Annotated in this window: 12 protein-coding genes; 2 read left to right on the forward strand and 10 right to left on the reverse strand. The window is 58.2% G+C overall.

Going from position 1 to position 13197, the window contains the following annotated elements; all coding sequences use genetic code 11:
* Positions 1 to 8: 8 nt before the first annotated feature.
* From mnhG to M3668_RS04275, 6 genes are read right to left on the reverse strand one after another with little or no spacing between them, the layout of a single operon-like run.
* On the reverse strand, positions 9 to 365 hold the full coding sequence (mnhG, locus tag M3668_RS04250) for a monovalent cation/H(+) antiporter subunit G (protein WP_251379545.1): 357 nt from the start codon (positions 363 to 365) through the stop codon (positions 9 to 11).
* Between the two features lie 3 nt (positions 366 to 368).
* Complete coding sequence (locus M3668_RS11110) at positions 369 to 797, reverse strand: MrpF/PhaF family protein (RefSeq protein ID WP_346923666.1); 429 nt, start codon at positions 795 to 797, stop codon at positions 369 to 371.
* Positions 794 to 1366 carry a Na+/H+ antiporter subunit E gene (locus tag M3668_RS04260; RefSeq protein ID WP_251379546.1) on the reverse strand — a complete coding sequence of 191 codons (573 nt, stop codon included), beginning with the start codon at positions 1364 to 1366 and terminating at the stop codon, positions 794 to 796. Before M3668_RS04260 ends, M3668_RS11110 begins: the two co-directional genes overlap by 4 nt.
* Positions 1363 to 2982, reverse strand: a complete 1620-nt coding sequence (locus M3668_RS04265; RefSeq protein ID WP_251379547.1) for a Na+/H+ antiporter subunit D — start codon at positions 2980 to 2982, stop codon at positions 1363 to 1365. The genes M3668_RS04260 and M3668_RS04265 overlap by 4 nt, the downstream gene beginning before the upstream one ends.
* 3 nt (positions 2983 to 2985) lie before the next feature.
* A complete protein-coding gene (locus M3668_RS04270; RefSeq protein WP_251379548.1) occupies positions 2986 to 3507 on the reverse strand; it encodes a Na(+)/H(+) antiporter subunit C in 522 nt (173 codons plus the stop codon).
* Positions 3504 to 6572: a Na+/H+ antiporter subunit A gene (locus M3668_RS04275; RefSeq protein WP_251379549.1), complete on the reverse strand. Its 3069-nt coding sequence runs from the start codon at positions 6570 to 6572 to the stop codon at positions 3504 to 3506. The genes M3668_RS04270 and M3668_RS04275 overlap by 4 nt, the downstream gene beginning before the upstream one ends.
* 310 nt (positions 6573 to 6882) lie before the next feature.
* On the opposite strand from M3668_RS04275, the gene M3668_RS04280 reads away from it, so the two are divergent.
* Positions 6883 to 8205, forward strand: coding sequence for a uracil-xanthine permease family protein (locus M3668_RS04280; protein WP_251379550.1), 1323 nt, complete (start codon positions 6883 to 6885; stop codon positions 8203 to 8205).
* A gap of 78 nt (positions 8206 to 8283) precedes the next feature.
* On the opposite strand, the gene M3668_RS04285 is transcribed toward M3668_RS04280, so the two are convergent.
* The 4 genes from M3668_RS04285 to M3668_RS04300 are packed head-to-tail and all read right to left on the reverse strand — an operon-like array spanning position 8284 to position 11482.
* Complete coding sequence (locus M3668_RS04285; RefSeq protein ID WP_251379551.1) at positions 8284 to 9111, reverse strand: glycerophosphodiester phosphodiesterase family protein; 828 nt, start codon at positions 9109 to 9111, stop codon at positions 8284 to 8286.
* Positions 9112 to 9169: 58 nt separating this feature from the next.
* Positions 9170 to 9985 carry an HAD family hydrolase gene (locus M3668_RS04290; protein ID WP_251379552.1) on the reverse strand — a complete coding sequence of 272 codons (816 nt, stop codon included), beginning with the start codon at positions 9983 to 9985 and terminating at the stop codon, positions 9170 to 9172.
* Between the two features lie 10 nt (positions 9986 to 9995).
* Positions 9996 to 10517, reverse strand: coding sequence for a YbhB/YbcL family Raf kinase inhibitor-like protein (locus tag M3668_RS04295; RefSeq protein ID WP_251379553.1), 522 nt, complete (start codon positions 10515 to 10517; stop codon positions 9996 to 9998).
* A gap of 23 nt (positions 10518 to 10540) precedes the next feature.
* On the reverse strand, positions 10541 to 11482 hold the full coding sequence (locus tag M3668_RS04300; protein ID WP_251379554.1) for a carbohydrate kinase family protein: 942 nt from the start codon (positions 11480 to 11482) through the stop codon (positions 10541 to 10543).
* A 217-nt stretch (positions 11483 to 11699) separates the two neighbouring features.
* Between M3668_RS04300 and M3668_RS04305 the strand changes: the two genes are divergently transcribed.
* Positions 11700 to 13145, forward strand: coding sequence for a glyceraldehyde-3-phosphate dehydrogenase (locus M3668_RS04305; protein WP_251379555.1), 1446 nt, complete (start codon positions 11700 to 11702; stop codon positions 13143 to 13145).
* Positions 13146 to 13197: the final 52 nt, after the last annotated feature.

Here is a 13197-nt window from a genome sequence, read left to right on the forward strand (position 1 = left end):
CGAGGGCTCTACCTACCCTCTACTTCATCGACCAGGCGACGCAGGTCATCGTGGCGGAGGTCGGTTTTGCGGAAGTGCTTGTTACGGTAGCCAGAGCGCGCCATCATATGACCCGAGATGGGGATGGTGATCATCTGAAGCACCATAATGAGAATCAGCACGGGGACGTCCTCCCAGCTTCTATTGTGGAGCCCTACCGCCAGGAGCAACAACATAAGACCGAAGATTTGGGGCTTAGTACCAGCGTGTAGACGGGTCAGCAGATCCGGGAAGCGTACCAGGCCCACCACCGCTGCTAGCGACATGAGGGAGCCAACTATCAGGCAGATGGCAGTAATAATATCGAGGATGAGATCGGTATTCACGGTTTATTCTCCCTGATCCATTGATGCACGGGATGGATGCGACTCGCTGTGGTGCACTTTGTCGGTATCCTCTGCATGGTAATCACGGTGATCGTGACCGGTTGAGCGGTTGCCGCGGTTCTTACGTCGGCGGTGCCGTTCAACAGTGGTGATGGGGGTAGCTTCATCTGCTTTAGAGTTATCCGCGAAGCGTGCCACGGTGACAGAGCCGACGAAGCCGATGAGGGCAATGGCGACCAGAAGAATGATTGAGTACTGGGTATCGGTGACGATCATGATGATGCAGAGCGCCGAGGTGATGATGGAGAGTAAAACATCGCTAGCGAGCACACGATCCAGCAGGGAGGGGCCCTTCCAGATGCGGTAGACGGTGCCCCACGTTGAGATGGTGAGAATAACGCCTGCGATCCAGGCTACGGTTGTGAGGTTCATGCTGCGGCCTCCTTATCGAGTTTCTCATCTGCAAGTAGCGCTTCGTGTTCTTCTTTGCCGCCTACAGCCTTGATGATGAGAGATTCGAAGTCGCCCACGGTGCGGATGAAGTCTTGGATTTCTTCTTCAGTGGAGCTATCGAGCACGTGGAAGTAGAGCACCGAAAGGGAGCGGTCTACTTCAACGACGACCGAGCCGGGAATCAGGGACATGGTGTGTGATACCGCGGTGAGGAGCAGGTCAGAGTGGGTGCGCAGCTGAACTGCCACCACAGAGTTACGCAGCGGCGGAGTGAAGGTGAAGGCCAACCACATGACGTGCACACTGGCTACCGCGATATTCCAAATGAAGAGCGCCAAAAACTTGATGGCATACCAGGGATTGAAGCGGTTAGAGAGGTAGAGGGTGGGCAAACGGAAAATCCAGACGATTCCCACCGCAAGCACCAGCCCGAAGGCTAGGAAGGGCAGGGAAAAGTTCTGCCAGAGGGCACACCACACGAAAACCAACCAGAGGGTAGGCGGAATGGAGTGCAGCAGGTCGGAGCTGGAGGTTTTTAGGGCTTTCACTGGTTGACCTCCTGGGAGCCGTTGAGGTTGACCTGTTCGTTGATGAACTGTTCGCGGGTGGGAGCGTCCTCACCGAGAACCGCTGAGATGTAGCGGTCGGGGTTGACCAAGTTATCTGATGCTCGGTCTGAGAGGTTGTAGAGTGGGCCCGCGAATACAGTGATGAGCACGCCTACTGATACCAGGCTGACGGTAGAGACCATCATGGAGGCGGGGATATTCTTACTGTCGGTTTCATCGGGTTGCTCGCCGGTATGCTCGGCTCGGACCAGAGCGGGGGTGGGCTGTTCTGCGTCCTTGGCGGGGCGCCAGAAAGCCTTGTTCCAGACGCGAGCCAAAGCCAGCAGGGTCAGCAGCGAAACGAGGACGCCGATGCCTGCGTTGATGTAGGCCAGAGCGCCACCGTTTTGCACGGACGCTTCGATAAAGCCAACCTTGCCGATAAAGCTGGAGAAGGGCGGGATGCCGCCCAGGTTGATGGCGTGCACAAAGTAGAGCAGAGCTAGGAAGGGTGAAATTTTGATGAGCCCACCCAGGCGGCGCAGATTGGTTGAGCCGGCACGGCGTTCAATCAGACCTACCACCATGAAGAGGCCGGTCTGAATCACGATGTGGTGGGCGATGTAGAAGACCACCGTGGTCAAGCCCAGCTCGTTGTTGAGCGAGATACCCCAGATCATGTAACCGATGTGGCTGATCAAGATGAAGGAGAGCAGACGCTTGATGTCACCCTGTGCCAGGGCACCGAGGATACCTACCAGCAGGGTCAAGCCAGCGACGACGCCCAGTAGGGTGGATAGCTGCCCGCCAGGGAAGAGCAGGGTTTCGGTGCGGATGATAGCGTAAACGCCCACTTTGGTGAGCAGGCCCGCAAAGACGGCGGTCACCGGTGCTGGTGCCGTGGGATAGGAGTCGGGCAGCCAGAGGGAGAGCGGGAAGACCGCTGCCTTAATGCCGAAGGCGATGAGCAGCATGAGGTGTAGCTGCATCTGGGTGCCTTCAGGGAGGGTCCCCAGCTTCAGCGAAAGGTCGGCCATATTAATGGTGCCCACTGAAGCGTAGATAAAGCCGATAGCGGTCAAGAAGAGCAGGGATGAGACCACTGAGACCACCACGTAGGTCACGCCCGCACGAATACGCGGGGTGTTGGCGTTCATGGTGATAAGCACGTAGGACGCCATGAGCAGGATTTCAAAGCCCACGTAGAGGTTGAAGAGGTCCCCTGCTAAGAAGGCGTTAGAGACGCCTGCCAGCAGCATGAGGTAGGTGGGGTAGAAGACCGAGATGGGCACCTCGTCGTCGTCATCCGCCAGGTTCTGGCCGGTGGCGAAAACCAACACGGCAAGGGAGATGGTGGAGGAAACCACCAACATAAGGGCCGAGAGCTGATCGACCACCAGGGTGATACCGAAAGGGGCCTCCCAACCGGCAATGAAAACAACCTGGGGCTCTAGGTTCCATACCGAGAAAAGCATGAGAATCTCAAAAATGAGCACCCCTGCCACGGCGAAGAAGGCGATGAGACGCTGTGTTTTATCTTTTTTAGAGATGAAGGTCAGGGCTGCTGCCATGATTAGCAGAATGACACTGAGGGGGGCGAGCTGAGCTAGTTCCACAGGTTAAGCCCCCAGTCCTTCTGTGCTGTCGCTACCGGTCGCTGACTGAACAGGGATCGAATGGGTCTTCCTTCTCTCTTTGTTAGCTTGGCGTTCACGGGTTTCTTCGTCCGCATCAAATTCTGAGGTTTCCGCTTCAACGTCGGCGTCGGCTTCCATATCAAAAGAGCTCTGCTCTGCCACGCGGATATCTTCATCATCGTCCTGAATTTCATCGGCGCGTGAGAGCAACCAGCTGCGGTAGATGATGCCCAGGATCAGGGCGGTCACCGCGCAGGAAATCACGATTGCGGTGAGCACCAGGGCCTGCGGTAGCGGGTCAGAGTAGTCTTCTGCAGCAATATCTGTTGCGTAGAAGGGAGCGAACCCGGCAGGGCCGCCGGCATGCAGAATGAGGATGTTGGTGGCATTGGTAATCAGCATAAGGCCGAGCACCACGCGGGTCATGGAGCGATCCAGGATAAGGTAGACGCCCGCGGCGTAGAGCACACCCATGACCAGGATGAGGCTGAGATCAATAATCATGATTGTGCCTTTCTACGATTTTTGTTCTTGCGTTCCTTGATGAGCTTTTCGTCTACTCGTTCGCCCAGGCTGCGCAGGATATCGAGAACCAGGCCGATAACCAGCAGGTAAACACCGGTATCGAAGATCGTCGCGGTGACAAAGTGAACATCACCAAAGACCGGTACCCAGAAGTCAAAGACGTAGCTGGAGAAGATGGGATCGCCCCAGAAGGCTGGTGCAATCGCGTAGAGCGTGGAGAGACCCAAACCGGCACCTAGGAAGGCTCCCGCTGAAAGCGGTGACGCGGCGCGTAACTCCGCGCCGCCGCCGGCCAGGTAGCGTACAGCGAAGGCCAGACCTGCCAGCAGACCGCCGGCGAAGCCGCCGCCGGGCAGGTTGTGACCGGCTACCAGCATGTAGACGGAAACCATGATCAGGGTGTGGAAAATGAGACGGGTGACCACTTCCAGCAGAATGGAACGGGACTCCGGGGGCAGGGTGCGGCCCGCCACGATGAAGGGATCGCGTTCCACCGATGAGAACTGACCGGCAACCCGCTGCTGCACACTAATGTGGCGGCGTTGAGTGAAAGATTTCTCAATCTTCTTCATGGTGGTGGTGTCCAAACGCTGGTTGCGGTCATCCGCGCGCCCTTCAATGAAGAGCAGCGAGGCCACGCCGGTGGCAGCCAGTGCCAGCACTGAAATTTCACCGAAGGTATCCCAGACACGCAGGTCTACCAGGATTACGTTGACCACGTTGTAGCCGTAGCCGATTTCGTAGGCCAGGCGCGGCATGTCCAGAGAAATAGCCGGCAGGGAACGAGATGAGAAGGTGAACATGGCAAGTGCCATCATCAGGGTTGCGAAGCCCACGGCGATAATGACGCGCAGGGTTTTGCGGGCGCCGTCCTTACCGTCCTTGGCTTTCACGCGAGGGATGTCACGGGGTAGCACACGCATCGCCAGCACGAAGGCGACCAGCACGATGGTTTCAACCAGGAGCTGGGTGGTGGCAAGGTCGGGGGCGCTGCGGATGGCAAAGAGAATTGCCATGCCGTAGCCGGTCACTGACACCATGAGGATCGCCAGGAAGCGGCGGCGCACGAAGACCACTACCAGGGCGGCCACAATCATGACCAGAACGATTGACCACTGTGCTGGGGATTCGCTAATGCGAATGTTACCTAACGGCGGGGTTTCGTTGATGAAGAGCGCTGCGGTGGGGACCACCACGGCGGTCATCAGGATGACGGCCAAGTAGTAGGCAAGGGAGCCTCGCTGAGTCATACCGGTGACCCATACGGCGAATCGGTCCAGCAGGTCAATCAGATTACGGTAGACCACTGACGCGCTGGGGGTATGTGGCAGGGCTCGCTGCATTTCTTCAATCTGTCGCTTGAAGACAAAGAGGATGAGACCCACCAGCACAATGGCCAGTGAAGTGAAGAGCGCGGGAGTGAAACCGTGCCAGAGAGCCAGGTGCAGTTCAAGTTCTGGTGCGGACGCCGGGAAAGCGTCAAGGAAGGGCTTGATGAAGAGGTGGGCGGGCTCCGGGTAGAAACCAAAGAACACGGTGAGCAGTGTCAGCACCGCGGGAGCGGCGACGAAGCTGTAGCTGACCTGGTGGAAGGCAGTGTCGGGGCTCAGCTTTTTACCGCTCTTGCTGCGCAGGGCAGCCGGGCGGCCGCCGTCGGCGCTTTCCTGACAGTACTTGACGTGCTCGTGGTTAATGTAGTTGTAGGGCTTAGCCGCAAAAGCACCCCAGACAAAGCGGGCGCTGTAGGCAAAGGTAAGCACGGAGCCCAGCACGATAGCGGCCAAGGTGACGGCGCTCTGCCAGCCGGTGGTATGCCCCACGTAGGTTTTTAGCACTGCTTCTTTAGCGACGAAACCGGCCAGCGGAGGTACACCGGCCATGGACGCCGCCGAAATCAGTGAGACCCAGAAGAGTTTAGGGGCACGGCGGTAGATGCCGGAGAGACGGCGAATGTCACGGGTACCGGACTGATGGTCGATGATGCCAACTGCTAGGAAGAGCGTTGCTTTAAAGAGGCTGTGCGCCAGCATCATAGCCATAGCGGCATATATGGCGTTGGGCGTGCCACCCGAGATAATCAGGGTGAGGAAACCCAACTGGCTCACAGTTCCGTACGCAAGAATCAGTTTAAGGTCGGTCTGTTTGAGAGCGGCCCAGCCACCAAAGATCATGGTGAAGGCACCAAAGATGACCAGTATATTCTGCCAGATGGCTACCTCGCCGTAGCCTGGAGCCAGGCGCAGCAGAAGGTAGATGCCTGCCTTGACCATGGCAGCTGCGTGCAGGTAAGCACTGACGGGGGTGGGTGCAGCCATTGCACCGGGCAACCAGAAATGCAGGGGGAAGATGGCGGACTTGCTGAGCGCGCCGCAAAGAATGAGCACTAGCGCGGCGGAGAGCAGCCCTAAGCTCATGGTGTTATTGTCGCCTGCCTGCGCAGCGGCCACCAGGGCGGGGCCCCGTTCAACCAGTTCAGCCAGGCTGTAGGTCCCCAGGGAGTGTCCCAGCATGATGATGCCTACCAGCATGGCAAGACCACCAGTAGTGGTGACCGTCAGGGCCTGCAACGCCGAGCTGCGGGCCGAGAGGCGGTGGCGGGAGTAGCCAATGAGCAGGTAAGAGAGGATGGTCGTGATTTCCCAGAAGATGAACATGATGATGAAGTTATCTGCGGTAATCAGACCGAACATGGCGCCGGCGAAGCCGAAGAGGTAGGCGGCGAACTGACCGATGTCACCGCTGCTGTGCTTGAAATAGCTCGCGCAGTAGAAGAGCACTAGAGAGCCAATTCCGAGCACGAGCAGGCTCATCACCCAGGAGAGGGTGTCCATGCGGAAGGTGAGTTCGAGGTTGAGCTCGGGGACCCACCGGTAGCTTTCGGACCAGGGCGTACCACCCAGGATGCTCTGGGTTTTAGTCAGCACAAAAGCCAGCACGAGTGCTGGTAGTGCGGCCAGCAGGTAAAATACGCTGGCCCCTATGCGGCGTGCCACCCAGGGCGCAATTATTGATAGGAGGAGGAAGAGGGCAAGAACTATGGTCACGTATCAGGCCTTGGGTCTACAGGGGCATTCTGTTAAAAGAATACGTGCGCCTAGTGTCTCTGTCGATGATAAAAATCTCAAAAACTTCACATTTGTCAAATAAATAGAAATTTCTGCACGGTGCAATACTTGCTACATATCTGTCAGGGGTTACGTAAACGGTAATTATCTTTTGAAGGTCAGGTAGAAACCTCAACAAATCTTTTCTACGGCCCACTCAGGATCACTTTCTCTCTTGCACCCCTGTAGCGCAGCGGCAGAGTAAACTGATGACGATTTACACTCATTACACTACGGTTGGGACACCCCTGTGACCTCTCGCTCCCCTTTCGCTTGGACGCTGCACGGCGACGGTAAAAATATCACCCCCGGCGGCGTCGTCCGCCCCCACGAACGCCTCAGCTGGGGCCGCACTATCGGCATTGGTGCCCAGCACGTGGTTGCCATGTTCGGCGCGACCTTCCTGGTGCCCCTGCTGACCGGCTTCCCGCCCGCCACCACCCTTTTCTTCTCGGGTATTGGCACCATCCTTTTCCTGCTGATTACCGCAGGACGCGTGCCCTCCTACCTGGGCTCGTCCTTCGCCTTTATTGCCCCATTGGCAGCGGCAACTAACCAGTACGGCCCCGGCGGCGCACTGGGCGGCATCGTTATGGCAGGTGTCTGCCTCTTCCTGGTAGGCGCCATTGTGCAGTTCGCCGGCACCGGCTGGCTCACCAAGCTCATGCCCCCGGTCGTCACCGGCGCTATCGTGGCACTGATCGGCTTTAACCTGGCACCCAGCGCCAAGAATAACTTTATGGAAGCCCCCGTCACCGCACTAGCGACCCTGGTCTCCATCATTCTGATCTCGGTGATTTTCAAGGGTATGATCGGCCGCCTGGCCATTTTGCTGGGTGTCATCATCGGCTACATCACCGCAGTTGTTCGCGGTGAAGTTGACTTCAGTAAAATCCAGCAGGCATGGGACACCGAAGGTCTCATCGGTCTGCCCCACTTCCAGGCCCCCGAATTTCACTGGAACCTTGCCGGTCTCTTCATCCCCGTCATCCTGGTGCTGGTAGCTGAGAACATTGGACACGTGAAATCGGTGGCGCTGATGACCGGTGAGAACCTAGACAATTACTCCGGCCGTGCCCTTATGGCTGACGGCCTGGCAACCACCCTGGCAGGCGCTGGCGGCGGCTCCGGTACCACCACCTACGCCGAGAATATCGGCGTTATGGCAGCCACCAAGGTCTACTCCACCGCAGCCTACTGGGTCGCCGCCATCGTGGCAGTGCTACTCTCGGTCTTCCCGGTCTTCGGTGCAGCCGTTGCCTCCGTCCCCGCAGGCGTGCTGGGTGGAGCCGCCACCGTCCTCTACGGCATGATCGGTATGCTGGGCGTGCGCATCTGGGTAGAGAACCGCGTAGACTTCTCCAACCAGGTCAACCTCACAGCCGCGTCCGTGGCCCTGATTGTGGGTATTGCCGACTACACCTGGGATATCGGGGATCTCCAGTTCGCAGGCATCGCCCTGGGCACCGCCGCAACCCTGGTGGTCTACCACCTTATGGCAGCCATTGCGCGCGCTACCGGCTCCCACCCCGAGCCGCTAACCCCTAGCGAAGCTAAGGGCGACGCCCACTAAGACCCACACCGCTAAGACCCACACAAGGCGGGGCTAATTCACACTGAATTAGCCCCGCCTTTTCATGCTTAATCTACCTTAGGACGCTGCCCGCTCCGCCAGGATTGCTGCCAGCAGGTCGGTGCGGTTAGTGACAATACCGTCTATCCCTAGGTCGAGCAGGCGGCGCATCTCCGCTTCATCATCAATCGTCCAGACGTGCACCTTAATGCCAAAGCGGTGCGCCATAGCAACGGTGGTACGGTCTGCGACCCTAAAGGTGAGACCTGCGTACGTTTGAGTGACGGGCACCTGGAGGGACTGGAAAGGGCTAATCCAGGGAGCGGTCACGGCGCGTACCAGAGGCCACAGACGCCAGCTCACCCGGCTGCACAGATAAAAGAGGGCGGTAGCGAGCTCACTGCCACTCGATGGAATATGCGCACCCAGCTGGGCTGCACACTGAACAGCACGCCGCTTACGCTCTTCTTTGAAGGACGCAAAACGCACACGGTCTTGAGCCCTTTCCTGCACGGTAATTTTGGCGATGCGTTCTGCGGTCGCGGCATCCTTGATATCGACGTTGACCGGCATGCTGGGGAAGGTGCGAAGTACCTGTTCAAAGGTGGCTAGCTTACCGCCCTTGACTAGCTCGCGGTCTTTAAGTTCTTCCCAGGTAGCATCCTTAATCGTGCCGGAGGTGCCAAAGAGCCGATTGAGGGTGTGATCGTGGAAAGCTACTACTACCCCGTCTGCAGTGGTATGAGCGTCGGTTTCGAGCCAGTGGGCGCCGGCGTTTACTGCCTGTGCAAATGCTTCTAGAGTATTCTCGGTGCAACCCTTGGCTAGGCCCCGGTGGGCAAAAATTTCGAAGGTCTCAAGGGGCTGGTTGAGAGAAGAGCGGCGCGCTGCTGATCTAGTAGACATTCTTATAAGAGTACTACCCGCTAGTAACTTAGGGGCACTCATTTCAAGAGAGCTACGTTTAGGACGTTCTGGTTAGCAGTTTCTCTATTATTTGAGCCACGCCGTCCTGGTCAAATGCGGGGCAGGTGCGCGCTACGGCCTGGCGCAAAGAGGGCGAACCGGATTCCAGCGCGTAGCCATGACCCGCCCACTGCAACATCTCCAAGTCATTGGGCATATCACCAAAAGCTGCAACCTCGTGCGCTTCGATACCGCGCTCAGCGGCAAAATCAGCCAGCACCGCCCCTTTATTCAAACCGGGTGCTGCCATTTCAATGAGGGGGTCACCGGGCACCGCGTGCGTGACTGACACTCGTTCCCCCACCAGTTTCGCCACACGCGGGAGCAAGTCCTCAGGGTCATACCCCTCAACTCGTACCAGGTATTTCACCACTTGCGCATCTGGGCTCAAAATTTCTGCCAGGTTGCCCCAGACCAGCTCACTATTTTCAAGCGGGCCGCCCTCTTCAACCTTCACATCACCCTGCAAAAAGACAGTATCGACCGTTTCAGCGGTAAAAGTAGCGGTGGGGAACTCACGTTCTAAAATCTGGTGTGCCTCTAAAACCGTGTGCATTGCAAGGGTACGGGTTGCTACCACTCTGCCTTTGCCCACATGGTAAGTCACCGCCCCATTAGAGCAAATAGCGTAGGAGTCATAGCCTGGCAGCTGGCCCAGCACCCCGTCTAACCAGCGAAAAGGGCGACCGGTGACAACCACCAGTTGCACGCCGGCGTCCCGGGCGGCGCTCAGGGCCTCAAGAGTTCGCTTGCGAAAGTGAAAGTCGTGCCCAATAAGGGTGCCGTCCAGGTCACTGGCAATCAGTTTTATCACGGTGGTGAAACTAGTTTTCTTCGTGGGTTGCGGTGAGGAAGGCACGGGCAATCCCGTGGAAGAAGAGGTTAAAGTTCACCACGGCGGGGGTGGCGTTCTCGTCGATGTCCAACTTCTCAACATCCACAGCGGTGACGCAGAAGATGTAGCGGTGAGGGCCGTGACCGGCGGGCGGGGCTGCGCCCACAAAGCCGCGGGTGCCACCATCGTTCAGGTGCCCGAGAGCCCCTGCCGGCAGGTTCTCTGCAGCACCGGTAGCTAGCTCTGTAACATCAGCAGGCAGATGAGAGGCAGCCCAGTGCCAGAAACCACTGGGGGTGGGAGCGTCGGGGTCAAAACAGGTAACCACAAAAGTCTTAGTGCCCTCGGGGAAGCCCTCCCAAGAAAGCTGCGGCGAGACGTCCTCACCCCCGCAACCCATAATCCCTGAGACCTGGGCCTTGGGTAGCGGTGCCCCCTCCTGAATGTCAGTGGACGTGAGGGTAAAGGTGGGTAGATCGGGCAGGTCGGCGTAGGGTTCACGGTTCAACATTGAAGCCTCCTCGTCTTGTGGGATTATGAGCGCGCGAGAGTCGCTTCGAGCTCTTCGCGGGTGGGTGGGTTAGCGCCGGGGCGTGAAACGGTGATACCAGCTGCGGTAGCAGCGAAGGTGAGAATCTCTTTGAGTTCATCCTTGCTCATCAACTGCAAAGTAGCGCGAGCGCCCCTACCTTCGATGCCGCGATCCAGTAGAGCTGCTAGCAGGGCTGCCATGAGGGAGTCGCCGGCACCCACGGTATCAGCGACCTCAACCCGGTAGGCAGGCATGGCTACACCAGCGGGGCTAGTTTTTTGGGTAATCGCCCAGGGGCCCAGTTCACCGCGAGTAACTACCACCAAGGAGGCACCCAATTCCAGCCATGCCTTGGCTGACTCTTCGAGAGAGCGCTGGGGGTAGAGCCAGAGTAGGTCCTCATCTGATGCCTTGACAACGTCCGAGTAGCGCACGATGCTTTCGGCCCACGTGCGCGCTACCGAGGCGTCAGGGACGATGGTGGGTCGGCAGTTGGGGTCATAAGAAATGAGTGCGTTGGCAGATGCTTTGCGCACGGTTTCCAATACAGCGCTGGCACCGGGTTCTAGCATGGCGCCGATAGACCCAACGTGCACTGCGGTAGCTCCCGCGGCGACGTCCGCCAGTTTCTCGGCGGCACCGTCCAGTGACCAGTCGATGTCGAACTTGTAGTCAGCTGCGCCGTCCGCACCGATAGTGGCCTGGGCGACCGAGGTCTTCTTCTCGTCCGCACCCACCGGCAGGTGCACGCCCGAAGCACGCAGATGCTCGTCAATGAGCGTGCCGTGATCGTCCTTGCCGTAGCGGCCAATAAACTGCGCATCGTGGCCGAGGCGGGCTAAGCCTACGGCTACATTCATGGGGGATCCGCCGGGGTGCGCGGCAGTTTCGGCACCGGGGCGCTGGACAACATCTACGAGGGCTTCGCCAATGACAGTAAGCATGAGCACAATTTTACCGTGTGATTGCGCTCGCGTATAACGTTCACGTCACAAACTGCACACGGTGGCGTAGAAACTATACACTGTCTTTGTAGTGCTCTTGGCGCCCTCCTCCTGCAAAGGGGTCGAGCTACCGCTAAGAGTTCAAGCACCCCAGTCAGCGCACTGTAGCGCATAACCGATAAGCTCAACGACGATGCTTATCGAGAGAGGTCACACCATGACTATTTCTGCAGACAACGCTCACGATCAGTGGCTCGCTTCTGAAGCTGAAGCTGAGACCATGATTCCGATGATCGGCAAACTCAACCGCGAGAACAACGTGGTGGTTTCCATTCACGGGCATACACTGATTAACAAGTCTGTCATTCAGATTCTGAAGGCTCACCGTTTTGCCCGTCAGATTGACGATGTTGAGCTTGATCCTGCTGATTCCCTGTCAGTTCTGCAAATTGTTCAGGGCTTTAACCTGGGCGCTTGCTCACTCGATCTTGCAGCTCTCTGGCGCAAGTTTGAGAAATCCGGTGACAGTGACCTTGAAGCCTGGCTGCGCGGCGAGTTAGCTCCCGTCATCGACCAAAAGGGCGACATCAAGGGCACTTCCCAGGACGTCGTGCTCTACGGCTTCGGCCGTATCGGCCGCCTACTGGCCCGCATCCTGCTCGAACGCTCAGCCGGTGCCGGTCCCAAACTACGCGCCGTCGTCGTGCGCAAGAACTCCGATAAGGACCTCTACAAGCGTGCCTCCCTCTTACGCCGCGACTCCGTACACGGCGCTTTCAAGGGCACCATCCGCGTGGACGAAGAGAACAGCACCATCATCGCTAACGGCACCCCCATCCGCTTCATCTACGCCTCAGACCCCAGCGATATCGACTACACCGCCTACGGCATCGATAACGCCATCATCGTCGATAACACGGGGCGCTGGCGCGATAAGGATGCCCTCTCACAGCACCTGAAGGCAACCGGCGCAGCTCGTGTGCTGCTGACCGCACCGGGTAAGGGCGTCAAGAACATCGTCTGCGGTGTCAACGACCAGCTCATCGACGAGCACGACACCGTGCTCTCAGCCGCCAGCTGCACCACCAACGCCATCACCCCCGTTCTGGCTGTGATGGACGAGGTCTACGGCGTGGTCCGCGGCCATGTTGAAACCGTTCACTCCTTCACCAATGACCAGAACCTCATTGACAACTTCCACAAGGGCGACCGCCGCGGCCGCTCCGCAGCTCTCAACATGGTCATCACTGAGACCGGCGCTGCCAAGGCTGTCTCTAAGGCTCTGCCCCAGTTAGAAGGCAAGCTAACCGGCAACGCTATCCGCGTCCCCACCCCGGATGTCTCCATGGCGATCCTCAACCTACAGCTCGAAAAGCCCGTAGGCTCCAAGGACGAACTCAACGACCTGTTGCGTGATCGCTCCCTGCACTCATCCCTACGCCGTCAGATCGACTACACCGACTCTCATGAGGTCGTCTCCACCGACTTCGTCGGCTCCCGTGCTGCCGGCGTCGTTGACGGTCTAGCAACCATCACCTCGGGTGATACCAACGCCATTCTCTACGTCTGGTACGACAACGAGTTCGGCTACTCCTGCCAGGTCATCCGCGTGCTGGAAACTATGGTCGGCGGCAAGTTGCAGAGCTTCCCCATCAGCCAGTAAAACTCTCAAAAGAAAGCCTGCCCCCGGTGACAAACCGGGGGCAGGCTTTTTG

Source organism: Rothia sp. P100 (assembly GCF_023712425.1).
In the GTDB taxonomy this organism is placed as follows: domain Bacteria; phylum Actinomycetota; class Actinomycetes; order Actinomycetales; family Micrococcaceae; genus Rothia; species Rothia endophytica.